22 protein-coding genes are annotated in these 22,531 nt (G+C 39.9%); 6 read left to right on the top strand and 16 right to left on the bottom strand.

The window, feature by feature from the left end; translation table 11 throughout:
* The first annotated feature begins 1 nt into the window (after nt 1).
* Nucleotides 2-781: a TatD family hydrolase gene (locus CXF81_RS19555; protein WP_101183066.1), complete on the top strand. Its 780-nt coding sequence runs from the start codon at nt 2-4 to the stop codon at nt 779-781.
* Nucleotides 774-1,457: a pyridoxamine 5'-phosphate oxidase gene (locus tag CXF81_RS19550; RefSeq protein ID WP_101183065.1), complete on the top strand. Its 684-nt coding sequence runs from the start codon at nt 774-776 to the stop codon at nt 1,455-1,457. Before CXF81_RS19555 ends, CXF81_RS19550 begins: the two co-directional genes overlap by 8 nt.
* A gap of 75 nt (nt 1,458-1,532) precedes the next feature.
* Here CXF81_RS19550 and CXF81_RS19545 read toward each other — a convergent pair whose 3' ends face one another.
* The 6 genes from CXF81_RS19545 to CXF81_RS19520 all read right to left on the bottom strand — a co-directional run bounded on the left by CXF81_RS19545 (nt 1,533) and on the right by CXF81_RS19520 (nt 7,144).
* Nucleotides 1,533-1,934 carry a hypothetical protein gene (locus CXF81_RS19545; protein WP_157825588.1) on the bottom strand — a complete coding sequence of 134 codons (402 nt, stop codon included), beginning with the start codon at nt 1,932-1,934 and terminating at the stop codon, nt 1,533-1,535.
* Nucleotides 1,935-2,067: 133 nt separating this feature from the next.
* Entirely contained in the window at nt 2,068-2,685 is a 618-nt protein-coding gene (locus CXF81_RS19540) for a sulfite oxidase heme-binding subunit YedZ (protein ID WP_101183063.1), read from the bottom strand.
* Nucleotides 2,686-3,699: a protein-methionine-sulfoxide reductase catalytic subunit MsrP gene (gene msrP, locus CXF81_RS19535; protein ID WP_101183062.1), complete on the bottom strand. Its 1,014-nt coding sequence runs from the start codon at nt 3,697-3,699 to the stop codon at nt 2,686-2,688. It lies immediately after the preceding gene.
* Between the two features lie 65 nt (nt 3,700-3,764).
* Complete coding sequence (locus CXF81_RS19530) at nt 3,765-5,099, bottom strand: anti-phage deoxyguanosine triphosphatase (protein WP_101183061.1); 1,335 nt, start codon at nt 5,097-5,099, stop codon at nt 3,765-3,767.
* 45 nt (nt 5,100-5,144) lie between these two features.
* Complete coding sequence (yfbR, locus tag CXF81_RS19525) at nt 5,145-5,735, bottom strand: 5'-deoxynucleotidase (protein ID WP_101183060.1); 591 nt, start codon at nt 5,733-5,735, stop codon at nt 5,145-5,147.
* A gap of 185 nt (nt 5,736-5,920) precedes the next feature.
* The gene (locus CXF81_RS19520) at nt 5,921-7,144 is read right to left on the bottom strand and encodes a pyridoxal phosphate-dependent aminotransferase (protein WP_101183059.1); all 1,224 of its coding nucleotides are present in this window, start codon (nt 7,142-7,144) and stop codon (nt 5,921-5,923) included.
* Nucleotides 7,145-7,314: 170 nt separating this feature from the next.
* On the opposite strand from CXF81_RS19520, the gene CXF81_RS19515 reads away from it, so the two are divergent.
* Together CXF81_RS19515 and CXF81_RS19510 are read left to right on the top strand one after the other, a co-directional pair.
* Nucleotides 7,315-7,845: a lecithin retinol acyltransferase family protein gene (locus CXF81_RS19515; protein WP_101183058.1), complete on the top strand. Its 531-nt coding sequence runs from the start codon at nt 7,315-7,317 to the stop codon at nt 7,843-7,845.
* A gap of 124 nt (nt 7,846-7,969) precedes the next feature.
* Nucleotides 7,970-8,764 (top strand): DUF2189 domain-containing protein, encoded by a 795-nt coding sequence (locus CXF81_RS19510; RefSeq protein ID WP_101183057.1) that lies wholly within the window; start codon nt 7,970-7,972, stop codon nt 8,762-8,764.
* Between the two features lie 58 nt (nt 8,765-8,822).
* On the opposite strand, the gene CXF81_RS19505 is transcribed toward CXF81_RS19510, so the two are convergent.
* From CXF81_RS19505 to cmoA, 6 genes are all read right to left on the bottom strand, one after another.
* Nucleotides 8,823-10,607, bottom strand: a complete 1,785-nt coding sequence (locus CXF81_RS19505; protein ID WP_101183056.1) for a sugar phosphorylase — start codon at nt 10,605-10,607, stop codon at nt 8,823-8,825.
* A 4-nt stretch (nt 10,608-10,611) separates the two neighbouring features.
* On the bottom strand, nt 10,612-11,838 hold the full coding sequence (locus CXF81_RS19500) for a glycosyl transferase (protein ID WP_101183055.1): 1,227 nt from the start codon (nt 11,836-11,838) through the stop codon (nt 10,612-10,614).
* Nucleotides 11,839-11,848: 10 nt separating this feature from the next.
* A complete protein-coding gene (locus tag CXF81_RS19495) occupies nt 11,849-12,763 on the bottom strand; it encodes an HAD-IIB family hydrolase (protein WP_369828732.1) in 915 nt (304 codons plus the stop codon).
* Entirely contained in the window at nt 12,723-13,631 is a 909-nt protein-coding gene (locus tag CXF81_RS19490; protein WP_101183053.1) for a hypothetical protein, read from the bottom strand. Before CXF81_RS19490 ends, CXF81_RS19495 begins: the two co-directional genes overlap by 41 nt.
* A gap of 278 nt (nt 13,632-13,909) precedes the next feature.
* A complete protein-coding gene (cmoB, locus tag CXF81_RS19485) occupies nt 13,910-14,878 on the bottom strand; it encodes a tRNA 5-methoxyuridine(34)/uridine 5-oxyacetic acid(34) synthase CmoB (protein WP_101183052.1) in 969 nt (322 codons plus the stop codon).
* A 1-nt stretch (nt 14,879) separates the two neighbouring features.
* Nucleotides 14,880-15,632: a carboxy-S-adenosyl-L-methionine synthase CmoA gene (cmoA, locus tag CXF81_RS19480; RefSeq protein WP_101183051.1), complete on the bottom strand. Its 753-nt coding sequence runs from the start codon at nt 15,630-15,632 to the stop codon at nt 14,880-14,882.
* 148 nt (nt 15,633-15,780) lie between these two features.
* Between cmoA and CXF81_RS19475 the strand changes: the two genes are divergently transcribed.
* Both CXF81_RS19475 and add read left to right on the top strand, forming a co-directional pair.
* Nucleotides 15,781-16,416: a response regulator transcription factor gene (locus tag CXF81_RS19475; RefSeq protein ID WP_101183050.1), complete on the top strand. Its 636-nt coding sequence runs from the start codon at nt 15,781-15,783 to the stop codon at nt 16,414-16,416.
* A gap of 52 nt (nt 16,417-16,468) precedes the next feature.
* Nucleotides 16,469-17,431 carry an adenosine deaminase gene (gene add / locus CXF81_RS19470; protein WP_198556434.1) on the top strand — a complete coding sequence of 321 codons (963 nt, stop codon included), beginning with the start codon at nt 16,469-16,471 and terminating at the stop codon, nt 17,429-17,431.
* Between the two features lie 57 nt (nt 17,432-17,488).
* On the opposite strand, the gene fadE is transcribed toward add, so the two are convergent.
* From fadE to purM, 4 genes are all read right to left on the bottom strand, one after another.
* Nucleotides 17,489-19,969 carry an acyl-CoA dehydrogenase FadE gene (fadE, locus tag CXF81_RS19465; protein ID WP_101183049.1) on the bottom strand — a complete coding sequence of 827 codons (2,481 nt, stop codon included), beginning with the start codon at nt 19,967-19,969 and terminating at the stop codon, nt 17,489-17,491.
* 125 nt (nt 19,970-20,094) lie between these two features.
* A complete protein-coding gene (locus tag CXF81_RS19460; RefSeq protein ID WP_232772002.1) occupies nt 20,095-20,808 on the bottom strand; it encodes a DUF3108 domain-containing protein in 714 nt (237 codons plus the stop codon).
* Nucleotides 20,795-21,445: a phosphoribosylglycinamide formyltransferase gene (purN, locus tag CXF81_RS19455; RefSeq protein WP_101183047.1), complete on the bottom strand. Its 651-nt coding sequence runs from the start codon at nt 21,443-21,445 to the stop codon at nt 20,795-20,797. The genes CXF81_RS19460 and purN overlap by 14 nt, the downstream gene beginning before the upstream one ends.
* Nucleotides 21,445-22,488, bottom strand: a complete 1,044-nt coding sequence (gene purM, locus CXF81_RS19450) for a phosphoribosylformylglycinamidine cyclo-ligase (RefSeq protein WP_101183046.1) — start codon at nt 22,486-22,488, stop codon at nt 21,445-21,447. The genes purN and purM overlap by 1 nt, the downstream gene beginning before the upstream one ends.
* Nucleotides 22,489-22,531: the final 43 nt, after the last annotated feature.

Below are 22,531 nucleotides of genomic sequence, written 5' to 3'. Positions count from 1 at the left end.
TTTGTTTGTAGATTCGCACTGCCACCTAGATAGATTAAAGAAGAATGATGACGAACTCGTCGAAACCGTCGCTGCGGCTAAAAAAAGAAAAGTTGAGCATATGCTTTGCGTTGCTGTGTCGGTAAAAGAATTTAATGAGATGAAAGCAAAAGTATCAAAATTTGATAATGTATCAATGTCCTGCGGTGTTCACCCCTTGCACAATGAAGACGTTTGTAGCTACGATGAATTGCTAGCTCATGTTAAGCAGGATGATGTTGTTGCGGTCGGTGAAACGGGTCTTGATTATTTTTATAGCGCAGAAACGAAGGAGATACAAAAACAGTCTTTCGTTGATCACATAAAAGTCGCCAATGTGGTTAGAAAACCACTGATAATTCATACTAGAGATGCACATAAAGACACAATTGAACTGCTAAATCAACATAGAGAGCCCTCGACTGTCGGCGTTTTGCATTGTTTTACTGAGTCGCTAGAAATGGCCAGGGAAGCGATGGAAATGGGATTCTACATAAGCATATCAGGTATTGTTACGTTCGCCTCAGCGAAAGAGTTACAAGATACAGTTAAACACATACCGCTTGATCGATTACTCATTGAAACCGACAGTCCTTGGTTAGCTCCAGTTCCTCATCGAGGAAAGGAAAACGAACCCGCAAATGTGGTTGATGTTGCCCACTTTATTGCACAGTTGCGTGGTATATCAGTTGTCGAGTTAGCCGCAGCGACGACTGCTAATTTTTATAAATTATTTTCAATGGTAGCTAAACCCAATGTCTGATTTTAAATTTCCGAGCTGGAGACAACGCCTTGTAAGAAGTTTGCATATCAATCGTAGTCAGCCACAATCCAAATACTTTCAGGTTGCAAGTATCTCTGTGGATGGGCTTCCCAAAAATAGGACGATGGTATTTAGAGGTTTTATACCTGATTCTCTAAATTTGATTTCAGTCACAGATATTCGCAGTGAAAAAGTATCTGATTGGCTATCGACTACCCCAAAAAAGTTTGAAATATGTTGGTATTTTGCTGGTTCCAGAGAGCAATATCGGATTGCTGGGCATGTGTCATTAGTCAGTAATGACACACTTAAAGATGAGAATGGGGCTCATTCTAAAAGGCAATCTGCTTTCTTTTCAGAGAAGTTTTTACATCAACAGTGGGCTAATTTGTCTCGTGGTGCGCAAGAGCAGTTTCTTTGGCCCTCACCAAAAGCTCCCTTTGATAGTAAAGTCGACGAAGCTGATATTCAAACAAAAGAAACTAATAACGAATCACAGGTCAACAATAGTGCGAATAGCAATAAAGCTGAAAGTGCTTTTGATATAAATGACCATTTTTGTGTAGTCATTTTTACTCCCCTATCAGTCGATTACTTAAATTTAAAAGGTTCACCTCAGTTGCGGTGTCTGTCCGATTTTGAAAATGATTGGTTAGAAGCCGTTGTTAATGCATAGTGTTGGTGGAAAGGTCATGGAAAGCATATTGTTGAACTTTTATAATAGTCAACTGCAGCAAAGGGAACACTGTTATTACGCTTTTTCTAAGTCATCTAATTGCAATAAATTAAACTCTACTTTATCAGCAATAAAAATCACTTCTGTGCCGCTAAAAATCGCCATTTGCTTTAGCATTTGCACTTGATGTAAGGGAAGTCTTTCATCGCTGTATATGACAGCACAGGTTTTTGAGAACAGCAGTCGTTCAAGGATGTCGAATGCTGACGCTGTTTGTGTTGGCTTAATGTTTAACACCAATTTATGTGATGCTGCTAACTTAGTTTTGCATGAAACATGTGCTATCCAACGACTTTTTCTTATGTTCGATTTCTGCAACTGAAACGCTGAGTGGTGAGTAAACGAGACACCCAATAAGTCATTTTGGTTATTTGGCTCAATAAGATTCGAACTCACCATTGAGGACTTCGTTATCAATAAACTTCCTAATGTCCGGCTGCTTACATATTGAGCTTTCATATAAGATTGGGTTTGCATATGAGTGACCTGCTGTCTGTTTATCCACTATGTGTATACGTACAGTAGTACTGTATAAATAAACATGCAAGTACTATTTGAATATTTTTTTAATTTTGTCACGTCTTAAGAATAATAAACAAACTGAAAATATTAAGTATATTGCCGGCTCATACCATGCAGATTTAACGAGCCAAAGGTAGTGTAGACCGGCTAAAACAACGGCTACATAAGCAAGGCTATGCAATGTGAACCATGTGGTGCCCATGCGCTTCTTAATCCTATTTACAGAGGTCACAGCAAGCACTATAAGGATAATTAAAGTCACGAATCCGACCGTTATATACGGACGTTTAATGATTTCAGCGAAAATTAGTTGCATCTCAAACTGTAACTCAAAGGCAATAAATACGTAAAAATGACTTAAGCCATACAGTGCAGAGTACAATCCGACAGGGCGCCTGAAAGGAAGCAACTGGGTAAATTTGAAGGACATAGCAAGCGGGCTGATAATCAAGCTGATCACAAGCAAATTAAGTGCACCAATACCGGTGAAGTCGAGTAGTGTCTGAACTGGGTCGCCACCAAGTTGGTCGCTAAACCCTTGATAAAATACAATACCTAACCATCCAAAAATAACCACATGTGCGAGCAAACGAGCAACCTTCATAAAGGCAGGGTTAGCCCGTATCGGCTTATTTATTTTCAGCATTTAATAGAATTTACTCAGGTCCATCGACTTGTATAAAGAAGCAACTTCGTCATAGCCATTGAATGGCAGCGTATCAATTCTATTTTGCGCTAATAAACCACCGCCTGTAATACGCCTCTCTCGAGCTTGTGACCACCTTGGGTGGTCTACTTTGGGATTGACATTAGCGTAAAATCCGTACTCATCCGCTGCAAGAGTTTGCCATGTCGTCGGAGGTTGCTTATCTGTCAGCACAATTTTAACAATTGACTTGATACTTTTAAAACCGTATTTCCAAGGTACTACTAAGCGAATTGGCGCGCCGTTTTGAGGTGGTAATGTTTTACCATACATGCCTACGCTCAACATTGTTAATGATTGCATTGCCTCATCCAGCCTTAAACCTTCTACATACGGAAAATCTACGCCACCGCCAGTAAATCGACTGCGTTGCCCTGGCATTTGCTTTGGCTCATATAGGGTTTGAAAAGAGACGTATTTGGCACTGCTTAAAGGTTGTGCTTTTTTTATAATATTGGCTAACGAAAATCCCAGCCAGGGAATAACCATTGACCAAGCTTCTACGCATCGAAGTCTATAAATTCGCTCTTCTAAATCAAAGGAAGAAAAAAGGTCATCGTAACCAAGAGTAATAGGCTTTTCGACAAGGCCCTCTATAGATAAAGACCAAGGATCGACTCTGAATGACTGCGAATGTTGTATCGGATCCTCTTTATCAGTTCCAAATTCATAAAAATTATTATAACCGGTGGCTTTGTCCATTGGCGTCAGAATATCAGAGGATGCATTGCTTTCTACTTTTGAAAAATTAAGTGCTGAGGTAGCAAACTTGGCTTTATCCTCATCACTAAACCAATCAAATGGCCCTGCTGTCGCCTTTGTTGATGCAGCAAGTAATGTTCCAGCCCCGAGGTATCCTAACTTCTTTAAAACATCCCTGCGCTGTTTATAAACCGCTTCATCAGTCACTTGGTTTTCAGTTAATGAATTTGAATTGCGAAATTTAAAAAACATAATATTTTCCTGTTATCACTGACGACTTGGATTATATGACCTACTGTGAGCCGATTATATTTCAGCTAAGGCGTTAATGAGTCTAAAACGGCCCCCGATTTTGGCAAAAATAGATGGTTATATAACCGAGTTGCGTACTCATCGGTCATCCCCGAAATATAGTCAGCCAATACTCTGTGCTTCGCATTGTCGGTATCAGCTTCGATCCAACGTTGTGCAGTATTAGTTGGTAGCAATCTTTCAGGCTCGGAACTGAATGCTTCAAATAATGCCATTACTATCTGTTGACCCTTGTACTCTAAAAGCTGAAGTTCTGGTTTCCGAATAACGTAATTAAACACAAAGGACTTGAAGAGGCCGAGCGCAATTTGATAATTTTTTGCAAAACAAGCGTTGAAATCAATCAGTTCTGATTCAAATAAGTCTTGTTTTTGAATACTAATAGCAGTAATAAAGCAATTGACCAAAGCGCCAATCGCATTTTTTCTTTGATACGGCGCAGCACTGAACAAATTGGTAGTCAAAATATCAATTTCGCTTGATAACCAAGGGATTTCGAGGGTTTTAATAGGCTTAACTATTTCAACTTCAAATGAGTCACGCGTAACCATTGACATGACAATAGCGTCTTCCAGATCATGAATTGCATACGCAATATCATCAGCTAATTCCATAATTGAGCAGTCAATCGATTTATAGCGTGTTCTAGCGTGTCCATCGTCGCTAACTAAAAACTCTCTGAGGCGTTCTTGGTCGTTTTTACAAAATGGAGCGATCACCCAATCAAATGCTTTTTTGTCGCACAAGTACAATCCTTTGGGTGGATGCCATTGTTTTGATTTTACTAAGCGGTGTGATTTCGGTTTGTCAGTTTCCAAGCTATGGTTAGTTAGAACGTCAATATAATTAGGGTATTTGATTAAGCCAAGCAGCGAACGTCGTGCCAAGTTCATTCCATCGGCGGGGCTATATGTTTCTAACTTAGTAAGAATACGAAATGTTTGTCCATTACCTTCAAACCCGCCATGTTCATGCATCATATAATGCAGAGCGATTTCGCCACCGTGGCCGAAAGGAGGGTGACCAATATCATGCGCTAAACATAAACTCTCAATAAGGTGCTCATCAAGGCCTAACTGATATGCAAGCTCAGGTTGTTTTTTGGTTAACTGGGCAGCAATACCGGTGCCTATTTGGGCTGCTTCTAAAGAGTGGGTTAGTCGTGTCCTGTAGAAGTCACTAATACCAATACCAAGTACTTGCGTTTTAGCTTGCAGACGCCTAAACGCAGCTGAATGCATAATACGGGCTTTGTCGCGTTGATAAGCATTGCGGTGATCACCGTCGCGTTTTTCTAGTCGTGTAAGTCTTCGTTTTGTCCATTCGTTGCTATGCGTCATATTGCCCCTAAATTTTGCTTATTGGAAATTAGCTCGAGTTGGCCACTACTCTGCAAGTTGATCGACGCTGACAAAACACTTTTCCTGAAAAATGGTCAGGAAATAGTCAACTTCAGGCATCGTATTCCTATATTCCAGAAGCATTTTTTCAAGTCTGGTTTTTACATGTGAAAATTCTGAATTCTGAAAGCGTAGTTCATCACACGCTTTTAAATACGCTGAAATAAGGTCGGCAGCCTTTACTAGTGTTTTATATTCGGGGTCAACTTCCTTTTGCACTAATAAGGGCTTGAAAACTGGCTGTAGCTCAATGGGTAAGGTTTTTAAACATTCTAATTCTGCCATTTCTTCAATTTTTTTGAATTCGCGAGTCAGATCTGGATTGTGATATTTTGTAACGTGATTAATATCCTGTAATTTGGTCTCCGACACTTCGTGATATAAGGCAATAGTGGCCGCTTTTTCTGCATTTATTGTGCCTTTGAAGTAGGTATTTCTAATAACAGCAAGGAGATGAGCAATAACCGCGACTTGATGACTATGCTCTGCAACATTTTCATTTTTAACTGCATGCATTAATGCCCATCGTTTTATTAACGGCATACGTAAAATCCATGCTAAAAATGCGCTATTCATTTTTTTCGGTTTCCTTGTCGCGTTGTGCGCGATTGTTAATATGTATTATTGAGTGCGTATTATGCATCGATTTAGGTAATTGACAGTAATGAACGTCATACAGTCAATACTAAAGGCTCTTTATAAGCGCTCTTTATAAGCGCTAATTATAAGCGCTAATTATAAGCGCTAATTATAAGCGCTTTTTATAAATGCGACTGCTGATAACCATTAAAAAAGCGTTTCATTTGCAACAGAGCTGGCGATAACTGATCTTTGTGGGGAAGAAACACCAATCTAAAATAGCACCCTTCCTGCAGGTTAAACGCGCTGCCATGAACCAACAAGATTTTTTCTTTATTGAGTAAGTCGAGCACCATATTGACATCATTAGAGATATTAAACTTCTTGCTATCTACTTTAGCAAAACAATACATAGCCCCCATTGGTTTTACACACGAAATACCATCAATATCATTAAGGCCTTCGAATGCTAGATTTCGTTGTGATAACAAACGTCCATCGCCAGAAACCAAATCATTGATACTTTGATAGCCACCTAGTGCGGTCTGAATTGCATGCTGACAAGGAACATTGGCGCACATGCGCATAGAAGAAAGAATGGTTAAGCCTTCAATATAGCTTTTTGCAGATTGCTTGTTTCCGCTTACCAACATCCAGCCTGCTCTGAAACCGGCAACCCGATAGTTTTTGCTTAAACCACTAAAAGTGACACAAAATAAATCCGGTGCAAGCGAAGCGATACATGTGTGCTTTGCATTGTCGTAAAGTATTTTGTCGTAAATCTCGTCACTAAATATGATCAGGTCATGTTTACGGGCTAAATCCGCAACCTGATTTAATAACGCAACACTATAGACCGCACCTGTCGGATTATTTGGATTGATTAATACAATGGCTTTGGTTCTTTTTGTAATTTTTGATTCAATGTCATCGAGATCGGGAAACCAATCGGCTTGCTCATCGCATCGATAATGCACTGCAGTACCAGATGATAAATTCACCGCCGCTGTCCAAAGAGGATAATCTGGTGCAGGTAATAATACTTCATCACCATCGTTGAGTAACGCTTGCATTGATAGCATTATTAATTCGCTTACCCCGTTACCTAAGTATATATCCTTCACCTGAATATTTTTGATGCCCATTTGCTGGTAATACTGCATTACTGCTACGCGCGCACTGTATATGCCTTGGGAGTCTGTGTAGCCTTGTGCACTAGGGAGTTGATAGATAACGTCTTTTAAAATATCGTCAGGTGCTTCAAAACCAAACGGGGCGGGATTGCCTATGTTTAGTTTTAAGATCCGCTCTCCAGCTTCTTCCATTTTGTTTGCTTGTTCTAATACAGGCCCGCGGATATCGTAGTAGACATTAGCTAATTTATTCGAGCGATTGATTTTTGACATTAATTATTGGTCTTAACACTAGATAGGTGATTGTCGCTAAGAATAATACAGCTGAGGCTTCCTGTTAAGGGGCGATGACAAGTTTTGTCACATTTATTATTGCTCAAATTATCAACTCTTAACGTATGATTAGGTCAAGCTGTTGTTTTACGGCTAATTTGGAGATTTTTATGCCTGCTCCCTTATTATGGTTAGGTGCTGCTTGTTTGGGATTATACGCTTCAAACAAGGCAACTGACGCTTATTTGAGAAGTACTAATACTGTTGGTAAGTTGCCGGGTGAATCGTCAAAACGTGTTGTCCCAAGAAATGGCGCTATTATTACCTGTGGCATTTATGGGGTGCTTGACCACACAGGGGTGTGGGTAAATGGCAATATTTTTGAGTTGAGTGGAAAAGGGTTAATTCGTTCAGTGTCTCCAGATCGATTTTTGGACAATAGAAGTGGCAAAAAGATATATGTTGCTTGTGATGAAACATTTAGACCCTTAGCTGGTGAAGAAGTAGCGCAGCGATGTATTGATAATCTGTATGGGTTGCGCGAATATCATTTGATTAATAACAACTGTCATCAATTCGTATTAGAAATGCTGACAGGGGAAAAATCCAAAATCACAAGTTTTAATGAATTAAATGAAGCACTTTCTGCACTTTTCTTAACCAATATCAATTGGCATGAAGCTAATGTTAGTTTTCGTTGATTAGTTTTTGAACTTATTCAGTTTCTGGATTAGTATAAAGTGCAGCTATTGAAGTTTATGTTCAATATCCACAAAAACTTATACTCCACAATGAGTTAATTATTTACGCCTAATAGGAGATGTTATGTCTCAGCAGTTAGAAAAAATGCCGGAGACCGGGATCAAGGATAGTGGTTTCGCTCGGGTTATACCTTGTAAAACACTAGCAGTGTTTGATTCAATAAAATGGTTAGCCCTTGCTTTGAATGATTTCAAACGGGCACCTGCCATCAGTTTAACCTATGGCGTCATTTTTACGCTTATTCCTTGGTCTATGTACTATTTGATAGATTTAACCGGTTGGTACATGATCATATTTCCAGCGATGGTCTGTTTCATGTTGATTGGCCCCTTCTTGGCAGCCGGCCTGTATGACGTTTCATGGCAATTGGGGAAGAAAAATGAACCTTCCTTTAGGCACTCCTTAAAAGCAATGTCCAGAAATGCCGTAAACGAATGGGGTTTTGCTGTTTTACTTATGGTGTTAATGATTTTTTGGCTGCGCATTGCATCTCTTATTCACGCCTTCTATCCTGAGAATCAAGCATACACCTTACTGAGTCTAGCCACGTTTTTGATTATAGGTACGCTAGTTGGTGCAGCGTTAACCGTATTCGTTTTCTTTATAACCGCATTCACACAACCAATATTGATGGAAAGACGAGTCGACTTAGCAACAGCAGTACTAACTAGTATGAATGCAGTCTGGTTGAACAAGAGGGCTATGTTCTTTTGGGCATCTATCATTCTGCTATCGGTATTCATCGGTTTTATTACTTTCTTTGTTGCTTTTCTAGTTATTATGCCAATTATAGGTTATGCAAGCTGGCATGGCTACATAGACACAATTGACGTGAAACGCAAAAGAACCTACGAGTAGGTTCTTTGTATGTGAATTATTCAGACAATTGTCAGTTTACTGATGCAAACCAAAGGACTTAACCTCCGGCTTTGTTTGAAATCCACATTGTTTGGTAAGGCGCAAAACAGAGTTGTTCAATAGCATGGTTTATTGGCTGTTTTGCGATTAAGTCGTGCCACAAATTATTTTCAATCAGGTTAATATCTGATAATCTTACCTCTTGGGTTTCATCCGTGATATTCGACAAACAAAATATACTTTGCTGGCGATCGATACTCTGCCTCCAATAGCCGAATATGCCGGTGCCCAGTTGTAGTGTAAATTGGGTTGCATTTGGGTGAAATGCAGGCTGAGAACGTCGAATTCTGATCAACATAGATAAACCAAATAACACCTTAGCATGTGTGCTTTGTTGGTCATCTAACTTTGTCATCAGCTCTTCCAAATCCCAACGATGACGATTGATAGAACGATTTTGACCTGTGTTTCTTATTTTATCTTCATCATTCGGCGTGCCCAATAATGAATGAATATAGATCCCAGGAATACCTTCGAGCCCAAGCATCATTGCATGAGCGCAAAGAAAGCGCGGTAGTTGATATTGGTCTAGTCCTTTTGTTGTTCCCTTGAGTGCGTCGATTAAAGCAATATTCATTTCATATGGCTTTTGCTGACCATTCTCTGTTTTTCTCCAAGAAACTTTACCACCAAAACGTTGCATGCAATTTGCAAAATCAGTGATCTCTTTATCATTCAACAAACCTTCAGCAGGACGCAAACCAACACCATCATGAGAGGCTATGAAATTGAAGTATGTTGTGCCATTTTGTGCTGGCGGCATGCTCATCATCCAACTTTTCAGATAGCTACAATCACCCGTTACCAGTGTATTTATAAGTAATGGCGGCAATGAGAAGTTATAAATGGCATGAGCTTCGTTGGCATTACCGAAATAAGTCAGGTTCTCTCTATTTGGAATGTTGGTCTCGGTAATAATAATAGTTTCTGGTGCGGTATGCTCAATCAGTGTTCTTAACAGGCGAACAACTTCGTGTGTTTCCAACAAATTAATACTTGGGCTACCGCTAACTTTCCACAAAAATGCGATTGCGTCCAAACGAAATACGGTTGTCCCTTTATCTAAATACAAACGAATAATGTCAACAAAGGCAATCAAAACATTTGGATTTCTAAAATCAAAATCCACCTGATCATGACTGAATGTGCACCATACGTGCTTTGTACCTTTTGGGGTATCAACTTCTTTTAACAGCTCTGATGTTCTCGGTCTAACAACCATGCTGACATCATCAGTGGGTGAGGCTGTAAAAAAGTAATCACTGCCAATTCCTTCTTGTTTGCCGAAATTTTCAAACCATTGACTTCGTGCAGAGCAATGGTTAATAACGACGTCTGTCATGAGTCCATATTGTGTTGAAATAGCTTCTATATCTTCCCAGTCACCTAAACTTTCATTCACTATCGAGTAATCAATAATAGAAAAACCATCATCGGAACTATACGGAAAATAGGGTAGTATATGCACGTGGCTAATAATCGAGGCAAAGTATTCATTGATAAAGCGTAAAAGTGTTTTTAATGGTTTTTGACTAAAGCCAAAATCAATACCTTTGGTATTTTCTACAATGCTATCACCATAGGTAATCATAATAAGGTCTGACTCATTCCAACGGTTTTTATGCGGCGTTGGGTAGTGGCAATCTTCCTTACTCGTAACTCCGATACTCATCTGTAATTTGGTTACCAGTAATGCTATTTCAGCAGGGCTCAAGATATCTTGGTAAATAACTTCTAAATGGTGCTTAAGTTTTGCCGTAAATTGAAGAAAGTGCTCTGCCATTTTATTATCCTTGGCTAAATTCTTGAAAATCGTCTTCTACAGCCTTTTTGAGGCATTCTAAAACATCTGGTTTGGCACTGACGACACGGTTCCAACTTGGAATAAAGGGAGTTTCCATGGGGTTTTCTAAAAAGCTTTGGCCAGCTTTCATAATGTTATGAGCGAACATTTCCACCGCTTTCTCCTCATTATGAATATCTAGTTTCAAACCATTCATAACAGCATCATTGTGATAGGTCTCAATAAAATCTAAGGCAATTCTAAAATACGTTGCTTTGATGGTTCTAAATGTTTCGGTACTAAACGTGGTGCCTTGCGTTGCTAATTTTCTAAATAAGGCTTTAGTGATATCAATCGACATTTTAGATAAACCACCTTGCTCATTATTTAATGACAGGTCTTGGTGTTTATGATCATATGTTTTTGCAATATCAGCTTGGCATAGCCTGTTATGCGAATAATTTCTATGCATTTCAGATAAAACGCCAATTTCTAAGCCCCAATCACTTGGAATTCTAATGTCATTGAGAACGTCTCGTCTAAATGAAAACTCGCCTGCCAATGGGTAACGAAAACTATCCATAAATTCTAAGTAATCATTGTGCCCTAAGGTCATCTTAAGCGCTCGCAAAAGAGGCGTAACTAATAATCGTGAGACCCGACCATTTATTTTTCCGTTAGCAACTCGTGCGTAAAACCCTTTGCAAAATTCATAGTTAAATTGTGGATTTGCAACTGGGTAAATAAGTCTTGCAAGCAAAGAACGGTCATAGGTTAAAATATCACAATCATGTAAAGCGACACTTTCCACCTTTCCTGATGCAAGTATATAGCCCATGCAGTACCACACATTTCTGCCTTTCCCTAATTCCTTTGGTGCCAAGCCGAGTTCTTGTAATTCTGCGTCGAGTGCCTTTAGCCTCGGTCCGTCATTCCACAAAATTCGATGATGTTGAGGCAGCGTAGAGAAAAAGTTGAGGGCATATTTGTACTCTTCTAAGTTAGCACGATCAAGACCAATAACTATTTCAGACAGATAGGGGACTTTTTTAATGTGTTCTATTGTGGCTGGGAGCGCTTGCCCTTCTAATTCGGAAAATAATGAAGGAAGGATTAATCCTAATGGGCGTTGCTTAGAAAACCCACTTAACTCGGCTTCCAAATCTTCAATCGAACGATCTTCTAAGTTGTGTAACGTGGTTACAATGCCATTTTGATAAAAATCAGCCACATGTAGCTCCTTAAGTTGTTTTATCAGTATTTTTGCTTGGACTAAAAAATACTGATTCAGGGATAAGCTGATCCAGTATTTCTGTCCAACCTTTTGGACCCAGTTTATTGCTAGTATATAATTTGAGGCTTCGTTCTAACTCGGGGGGCTCATGCACGGGAGACGCAATTCTGACTGCGGTATCGGCGATCTCTAACATCGAAACGTCGTTTTTACCATCACCCAAAGCAATCGTGCTGATTGTAACACCCTTGTGTTGACGCTGATATTCTCTGAGTAACCAAGCCAACGCAATACCTTTGTTGCAATCACCACCAATGTGCAAAAAACGCCCACCTTTGACTGGATGCGCACCAATCCGACGCAACATGAGGATGAATTTATCCAACTCGTCCTCGCTGCCTTTCCACAGCAACGGCTCACCAAATTGACGTTGCGATGAAAGCACGGCATCTTCGTCTGTAAGGCCGGTCAACTCAACAATTCGTGCAATCGTCATATCCACAAATGATTCAAAGAGATGTCCATATTCAGGAGCAACTTTTTTAATCAGACCTAACCAGTAATTGCGTTTTGAACTAAATGATTTTACCCAAAAACCATCTTGCCAAACTGCGCCTTTGGGTTTTTCTGGTAAGAAATTTTTATTAATGAAAATAGCAGCACCATTTTCAACGATAAAAGGACCATCTAAATTTAATCTTTTGCGCAGTTCCAAAAGCTCAGCAAAGGTTTTGCTGGTATTTGGAATAATTGGAATTCCATGGCCCATGAGCCTTTCCATACACACCTTGGCATCTTCGTGTTCATAGCTATAGTGGTCAAGGAGTGTGCCGTCGAGGTCTGTAAAAATCAGGACTTGTCGGTTGTATTTTTTTATTAATTCACTTTGCATTGTGTCTACTTTTCGTAATATTTCTTTCATTATCTAACTCGAATATAAAATCAGCGTACTCGCCCAGTGTACATAAAGTATGTTCAGTTAGCCTCTGATAATGTTGAATAAATGTAAGAATATCTGCCTCACTCATTATATGCGATGCATTACCAACACGCAGTTTTAACTTTTCTTCTTGTTCTCGCCGCCACGCATAGACAGCATTAAAACTTGGGGCTTTTAAAAACACCCAAAAATTCATGTACGCATAGAGCGGTGTGTAAGTTGCGGTTAGCGTAAAATTGACATAATGGCGCCAAGTACCGTCGTGATCATACTTATTTTCAAGTTCATTAACTGCTTGCGTTAATGCGTCGCTTTCTTGCGCCGGTGTTCCCCAGCACCAACCTTCCATGATGACAATATCGACGGGTGATTCTATCTTTTGCCATTCATTAGTCGCTGCGCGGTCATCAATTGATTTGTCAAAAGTGGGAATATTGGTAGCGTTACCTTGCGCTAATGAATGAAAAACTGCAGACATCAATTCAGTATCATGCGTTCCAGGTACACCTCTTGTTGCTAGCAGCGGATGTACAGTTTGCGACAAAGTTAAGCGTTGTGCTTTGGTATAATAGAAATCATCGAGAGACAAAACAATGGAGCTTTTTCCGTAATACTGATTAAACAAATAACTCATTAAACCACTCAGCGTAGACTTACCCGAGCCCTGACAACCATTAACCCCAATGAAGTAAGGACTACTTTTGGCATTTGGCGCACTAACTGATTCATTTTGGTGCAATTGAATTGAATCGCACAATGGCTTGAACCACCTTAGTGCATCATCCAGATAGGCCATTGGAAGCTTTTCTTTAACAATGTATTGTTCAATCAATGTTGTTAATTCTTGCATTAAAGCCTTATATAGCAAATAGTAAAGCGCATTGCGTTGATAACAATGAGCAGTCAGATATTATCTTGATAGCCACTTACTGGCATTAAAAAGATAGCCGACGGGCACCCATATACTGACCCTCTATTCAAAGACTATGCCAATCAAAAACTATTGCAATCAAAAACTATTGTAATCAAATAAAGATGTTTTCTATATCTTGATTGTGTCGGTAATTTTACCTATTTTGAGAGGAGATTTGGTTTTGTTATTTGGGCTCACTTATTACTATATTTTGGTTATTTTTTTGTTGCAATAAAAACGGCTCGTTTCGGAGCAGGGTAACCCTCTATCGTAAGTGACGGGTTATGGGGATCTAAAAAATCAACCAATGAATGATTTGTCATCCATTGAGTTGCCCTTTGTTCTTCGATGGAAGTTGTGTTTTCCTCCACTTTTTTAATATCCACAAACCCGACTCTTGAAAGCCATTGCGTTAATGCATCACAACTGGGCAAGAACCAGACATTGCGCATCTGTGCATAACGTTCACCCGGCATTAAAACCGAGGTTTCATCGCCATCAATAATGATGGTTTCTAGGATCAATTGACCGCCACTAGCTAATTGATTTTTCAACTGATATAAAAATTCAATTGGATCACGACGGTGATACATTACCCCCATAGAAAAAACCGTATCAAACGCATTTAATTGAGGCATATCTTCGATGCCCTGTGGAACAAAATGTACCTTGTGTTGTGGTAAATATTTTTTAAAAATCTGAAATTGATAGAAAAAAAGATCGGTGGGATCAATTCCAATAACTAGCTTTGCATCTTCACCTAACATTCTAAACAGGTGATAACCACTGCCACACCCAACATCAAGTACTGTTTTGTTTGCTAACGATGCAATGTGAGGTAAAACACGGTCCCATTTCCAATCCGAGCGCCATTCAGTATCAATATCAATACCAAAGAGCTGGAACGGACCTTTTCGCCACGGCATAAACTGTTTTAACACTGATTCGATATGCGCCAGTTGCCCGTTTCCAAGCGTGCCATCTTGCGTTAAACAAACTTGCGTCTTTAACTCAATTTCAGCAGGGCTAATGCAAGGTAGTTGTAACAATTGTTTTTGCCACTTTTTTGTATCTCCATGATTCGAGGTGCTCTCCCAACGTTCTAGTTGAGGAATAAGAGTCGCAATCCAGTTCTCCAAATCTGTGTTGATTAAATCGGAATATAAAGCGGATTTCCAATTCATATTACTGTCCTTTAATGGCAAAAAATGAAACGAAGTTAAGTTGTTGATACCAAATACTAACAGCTTTAAAGCCTGTTTTTAATAGTCTTTTTTCGTGTAACGAATATTCATCAAGGATCATAACATTTTCAAGCGCGGTGCGTTTCTGACTTATCTCCAAGTCACTATAACCATTCTCTCTTTTAAAATCATGGTGCATATCGATTACAGCAGAATCCATGACTTCATGTCCTAGTTTTATTTTTTCAGATAAGATTAGAACACCACCGGGAATGAGTGCATCAAATATCTTTGCCATTAAAGCATCTCTGCGCTTAGGTTCAATAAATTGTAGGGTAAAGTTCATTACAATGACTGAGGCGTTGTTTAGGTGGAAGTCGACTATATCGGCTTCTTTGATGTGAATAGGGTTAGCATAGGTATAAGAATCGACATGCCGTTGACAACGTTCAACCATTGCAGAGCTGTTATCAACGCCAATAATTTGTATATCGTGTTGTTGATTATGCTTTGCAATTGATAGGCTAACAGCGCCAAGAGAACAACCTAAGTCGTAAACATTGGATCGAGGAATAGTAAATTTGGCTGCTAGTCTGCCAATCCCATCAATAATATTCGCATAACCTGGTATTGATCTTTCAATCATGTCGGGGAAAACATCAACTACTTGTCGATTGAAGCTGAAATCATCTACTTTATTTTGTGCATTTTGGTATATCGTATCGGATGATGTTTTTTTTTCGTATTCTGACATTATTTTTGAAACTTATATTTAGATTGGCAGCAATAAAGCTATGGGATGTTGTACCTTGCTCTGATAATATAAACGTTAAGGCGTAGCGAAGTATATAAAAATCACCGTTACTAAAAAATAATCATAAATAAATAGGCTGATTACAACCATGCACAAGTTTTTGATTGCAGATGACCATCCTTTGTTTCGTGATGCTCTAAAAGGGGCATTATCAAGCTGTTTCCCAGATGTCACCTTTTTAGAATCAGACTCGCTTATTTCAACTATTGAGGTTTTGCGTAAAAATCGTAAAATTTCTATTATTATTTTAGATTTGAATATGCCTGGCTGTGATAATTTTTATGGTTTACTTCGTGTAAAGGAAGTATTCCCAATGATTCCTATTTTGGTGCTTTCTGCCAGTGATTCGGTAGAAACTATCTCGCAGGTCATGGCCTTTGGTGCAGATGGCTTTATTCCCAAAACGACAGCCACGCCGATGATTAAAGACGCAATACTAGCTATTTTAAAAGGTGAAAAGTGGTTGCCATTAGGAATGCAGACTGCATTACTAGAGATTGACAGCGAGGCTAAAGATATCGCCGTAAAATTAAAAGAACTTACGCCCAAACAGTTCCAAGTTTTGAAACTATTAAAAGATGGCTTAATGAATAAACAAATTGCTGATAAACTTAACGTGACAGAAGCGACAATTAAGGCCCATATAGGCGTTATTTTTAAGAAGTTAGAGGTAAAAACTAGAACACAAATAGTGCTGGCGGTAGAAAAATTGCAGCTAGATTAAGCCGGTTTGAGTAATCGATATTTTTTCACAATAAATTAATTGAGGCTAAAAAGTGTACGATAAGAGCTTGCCCTTAGTTGATTTACACCGTCATCTTGATGGTAACATCCCTCCTAAACTTATTTGGCAACTCGCTCATGAGTATTCAATTGAGTTACCTGCGACGTCTGAATCTGAGTTGGCTGAGCTTGTTTTTATAAACGACAAGACCAGTGGTTTATTGTCTTTTTTACAGAAATTGGATTATGGCGTCTCGGTTTTAGCAACTACTGAAGCTTGCTATAAAGTCGCTTATGAAAATGTATTTATGGCAAAAAGTGAGGGTCTCGATTATGCCGAATTTCGGTTTTCCCCTTTTTTTATGGCTAACGCTTTTGGTCTACCATTAAATGCGGTGGTTGAGGCAGTCGTTGAGGGTGTAAAAGCGGGTAATGCTGAGCATAAAACCCAATATCAATTAATCGGTATTCTTAGCCGTACGTTTGGGGTCGAAGCATGCCACCGCGAACTCGCTTCTATTTTGGCCTATGCGGACAATATTATTGCACTGGACTTGGCCGGAGACGAGTTTAACTACCCCGCTCATTTGTTTGTTGAGCATTTCAAGTTAGCTAAGAACGCGGGTCTTCAAGTTACCGTGCATGCGGGGGAATCTGCTGGGCCGCAAAGTGTATGGGACGCTATTAATTTACTTGGCGCGAAGAGAGTAGGGCACGGAGTTGCAGTTGCACAGGATCGAAAACTAGTTGATTTTATGCTTACAAACGACATTGGTATTGAGAGTTGCCTAACTTCCAACTACCAAACGGGTGCGTGGATTGATACTAAAAACCATCCTATAAAAACATTTCTGGAAAGTGGCTTATCCGTCAGTTTGAATACTGATGACCCAGGCATATCTAACATAGATATTAAACATGAATATAGTATTGCTAGTAATACAGTTAATTTGAGCCTAAAACAAATAAAGCAAATTCAGTTAAATGGCCACAATCAACGGTTTTTAAAAGCATAAAAAAAGGACCTAAGATTGATTTAGGTCCTTTAACTACTTATTCACCTCACTAACTGCCTAGGCAGCTTCGGATGACTTCGTCGTCTTTCGCTTTGTTGCAGGCTTTTTTACATTCTTACTAGTCGACATCAATAACTCCTGGTTGTCAAAATCATCGACATTAATGGTTCTTAATCTACCCGCTTCAGTTTCTTTCATTAATTCCGCCTCATCACTAGTAATGATACCTTCTTTTAGTGCTCGTTCAGCAAGCGAATCAAGATTAGTCATCGGTAACTTCTCACCTAGTTTCTTGCATATCTTGTCAAAGATAGGTTCGCATTTAACAATATTGATTAATGTTTTTTCTAGGTCACCTAGCAAATTACCATCTTCTTGAGTTAGATATTGACCGTGGCCTAATCTGTCTCTGGTTGAATTTGGATGTTGCAAAATGTGTGCAATTTTATGTTCAAGTTTGTCAGAGGGCGCACTATAACGTTTCCCAAATGGCAGCACCAATACGCGCATTGCGATACCGATAACTGGGTTAGGGAAGTTTCTCAAGAAATTATCAAGCGATTCCTCTAACTTCGATAAACAATCTTGCATTGCCCAATGTACGAAAGGTAAATCGTCATGATTACGACCTTGCTCGTCAAAACGCTTCATTACCGCGGAACCGAGATACAAATAACTTAAAATATCACCAAGGCGAGCTGATAATCTTTCTCTCCTTTTTAGTGAACCACCTAATACACCCATCGAAACATCTGTTAATAATGCTAAGTTTGCGCTGTAGCCTTGCATGCTTCTGTAGTATTTTGCAGTTTCGTCCTTAAATGGTGCTGAACTGAAGCGACCGCCGGTTAGGCTAAACCAAATTGAACGGAACGTATTACTAACAGCAAAACGAATGTGACCAAACACAGCGTCATCAAACGCTTCTAGCTGTTCCTCCTGATCTTTCATTTGCGATGCATAGATTTCTTTTAACACATAGGGATGGCAACGCATTGCACCTTGACCAAAAATCATCATGTTTCTGGTTAGGATGTTGGCACCTTCAACGGTAATAGAGATGGGAACACCTTGATACGCTCTACCTAAATAGTTGTTTGGACCTAAACAAATCCCCTTACCGCCATGCACGTCCATGGAGTCGTTAACTACTTGACGCATTCTTTCGGTCAAATGGTACTTACAAATAGCAGAAATAACTGAGGGCTTATGACCTAAATCGACACCGGCAGTTGATAAAGAGGTAACGGCGTCCATTAAATAAGCGTTGCCACCAATGCGTCCTAACATTTCTTCAACACCTTCCATTTGCCCTATGGGCATGCGGAATTGACGACGAATTCGAGAATAAGCACCGGTTGCTAAAGCAAGTGATTTCGCGCCGCCTGCTGCAGATGATGGCAACGTAATACAACGACCCACTGATAAGCATTCCATCAGCATGCGCCAACCTTTGCCAGCCATACTTTGACCACCAATAATGTAGCTCAGTGGCACAAAAATATTTTCTCCACGAACAGGACCATTATGGAATGGTACATTCAGTGGGAAGTGACGGCGACCGCAATCTAAGCCTTTTGTTTCGCGTGGAATTAACGCACAAGTAATGCCTAAATCTTTGGTCTCACCAAGCAATCCATCTGGATCCTGTAGTTTAAATGCCAAACCGATCACGGTAGCAACGGGGGCTAAGGTGATATAGCGTTTTGAGAAGGTCAGGCGCATGCCTAGCATTTCTTTGCCTTCAAACTCGCCTTTGCAAACAATACCAAAGTCAGGAATAGAACCCGCATCGGAGCCAGCCTCTGGACCAGTGAGTGCAAAACACGGAATTTCATCACCAACCGCTAATCGTGGCAAATAATAATCTTGTTGTTCTTTTGTACCATAATGTTGGAGTAATTCACCAGGGCCCAGAGAGTTTGGTACACCAACGGTGCTGGACAATACCGCGCTGACGCCTGCCAATTTCTGCAACACTCTTGATTGCGCATAAGCAGAGAAAGCCAAACCGCCATACTCTTTCTTAATAATCATGGCAAAAAATTTATTGTCTTTTAGGTATTGCCAAATCTCGTCCGACATATCGGCGTCGACATGATTTATTTGCCATTCATCAGCCATACGACTGACCACTTCACATGGGCCATCTATAAATGCCTGTTCATCAGGGGTAAGTCGTGGCTGTGAGATGGCGTGAAATTTCTGCCAATCTGGTTTACCGCTAAATATATCGCCGTCCCACCAGACCGTGCCAGCATCAATTGCTTCTTGTTCCGTGGTTGACATTTCAGGCATGACACTTTTATAAAATGCCAATAGCTTTGTGCTGATGAAATCTTTGCGAAACGGCGCATAGGCGAGAGGTATGACGACAATGGCAAATAAAATCCAGCCGATGACTCCTATGCCGCCGGCAACGGTACCAATGACCATTGCAACGCTAATAGCGATAAGTGTTGTTTGTGAAGATGTTTGTTTATAGGCTGTAACACCATAAACACCGAGTAATATAAGTAACCATAATAATTCGTTCATGTATGCTCCCGCAGGTCTGACCAGAGTGTTAACGGTATTACTTGATGAGTCAAAGATCAAGTGATTTAGCGTTTAAAAGGATGTATATCCTAAATGCCATACGCGTAGTATACAGTAAAAATGAACTAATTTTTATGGTATGTTTTTAAGCGAATATCACCTTGCTCTTCATCATCTTTGAATTGTTGCAGGCGCACTAAGACATAATCAAGGGTGGGGGCAAACCAAGCATAGGTTTGCCTTTTGCTGCTCTCGCGGTTTACTGTTACCTTTATTGCTTCTATGTTGCCATACGGAAGCGTTAAGATTTCTTTTTCAAGCACTTCGATTTTGTAAATCCGCTTTTGACCGCGGTAGTTCAGAAACTTGTATTCAAAGTGTGTTTTGTTTTGTGCTAATTGCCTTGATATATCAATGCGAAACAATTGGTTATCAAATTCGCCATCCCACTTTAAGTTGTCTTGTTCTTGTAGGATGATGGTTTGCGTTTTGGCGTCGAACTTAGCGTTTAAGGACTTGTTTGGACCGGTTCCCCTGCGCTTGAAATTGTAAGTGATGGGCGTGATCTTACCATCGACAAAAGAAAAAGTGGTTGTTTCATAGCGTCTATCAGACAAAAAGAAGCGTGACACCTTCGAAGAATATTTGAGTTCGTAGAGGTCACCGCTGGTAGACTTTAAACTAAGTTCAGCGTTGCCGATGTTTCTGTCATGACGATAGGCTTCATAATAAGCGACAAAAGGAGAAGGTAATTCGATAACATCTTTTGCTAAACTGCCACTGCAGAACAGTGCAAATGCAACAACGCTAATTCCCTTCAACATTTTAGTCACTTGCATATCCACACTCCGGTAATTCCTGTCCATCAAAAAACGCTTTTTTATTGCTTAGCGCTATTCTCTCGTTACACAACCAATTAACCACGAGTGGATAAATTTTGTGTTCTTGTACTAATACACGCAACGCTAGATCATCAGCGGTGTCATCTTCGAACACAGGAACCTTCGCCTGCAAAACAACAGGACCACCGTCTAATTCTGGAGTCACAAAATGCACAGAGGTCCCATGTTCACTGTCTTCGTTGTCTATTGCACGTTGGTGCGTTCCCAAACCTGTGTATTTGGGCAACAAAGAGGGGTGAATGTTCAATAATTTTCCTAAATACTTAGCAACAAATGCGTGACTAAGGATACGCATAAATCCGGCTAATACAATAATATCAGGCTGCGCCGCGTCAATTGCTTGTGCCAATGACATATCAAAAGAATCCCTATCCTGAAATGTTTTATGATCAATACAGGTCGATGGAATATTTGATTTTGCCGCTATTGTTAATGCATGGGCACTTTGCACATTGGATATTAATTTTACGACTGAACCATTAATGGCCTTTTTTGCACAAGCATCGATGATAGCCTGTGCATTCGAACCATTGCCCGATACGAGTATCACTATACGCTTTTGACTACTAACCATTATGAGTTTATTACCACTTGTTCCTGACCTGCAGTTAGCACATGGATCTCACCAATAACCCATGCCTTTTCCCCCAAGTCGTTAAAAGCTTTTGTGATTATCTCTGCATCCTGTGACTCGACAGCCAACATCAAGCCAACACCGCAGTTAAAGGTGCGATACATTTCGTGAGTTGTAACGTTTCCTTTGCTTTGCAAAAGAGTAAATATTTGCGGCCACTGCCAACTTTTTCCATTAACCACTGCTTGCATGTCTGCTGGCAATACTCGCGGTATGTTTTCCCAGAATCCGCCACCCGTTATATGCGATATTGCGTTGACATTGTATTTTTCTAAAATAGCTAAAACTGATTTAACGTAAATTCTGGTTGGTTCAAGTAAATGTTCGCTGACTGTCTTACCGTCCAAATCAGTATTTAAATCCATCTTACTGACTTCAATGATTTTACGTATTAATGAATAACCATTAGAGTGAGGTCCAGACGATGCTAATGCTATCAATTTATTACCGGCAGCAACTTTGGAACCATCGATAACGTTTTCTGCTTCAACCACGCCAACACAAAATCCAGCGACGTCGTAATCTTCACCGTCATACATACCAGGCATCTCAGCTGTCTCGCCACCAATTAAGGCACAGCCAGCTAAAAGGCAACCTTCTCCAATTCCGGTGACCACTGTTGCCGCGGTATCAACATCCAACTTACCAGTTGCATAATAATCTAGGAAGAAGAGTGGCTCCGCGCCTTGAACAATAAGGTCATTAACGCACATTGCAACGAGGTCAATACCAATGCCATCATGTTTATTTTGGTCCATTGCTAAGCGCAGTTTAGTGCCAACGCCATCGGTACCTGAAACTAAAAGGGGGTGCTTATATTTTGTAGGGATAGAGCACAAAGCACCAAAGCCACCTAAACCGCTTTTCACTTCTGGACGATGCGTTTTCTTGCTTACAGACTTGATTCTTTCAACTAATTGATTCCCTGCATCAATATCTACACCGGCATCTTTATAACTTAGGGGTTTTGTTTGCTCAGTCACGCGCTTTGCTCCGAAAATTTTGAAGGCAGAATTTTAACAGCTC

Origin of the sequence: Glaciecola sp. 33A, assembly GCF_002836745.1 — a bacterium.
Taxonomy (GTDB): domain Bacteria; phylum Pseudomonadota; class Gammaproteobacteria; order Enterobacterales; family Alteromonadaceae; genus Glaciecola.
This window is presented reverse-complemented; position numbering and strand designations above follow the sequence as displayed.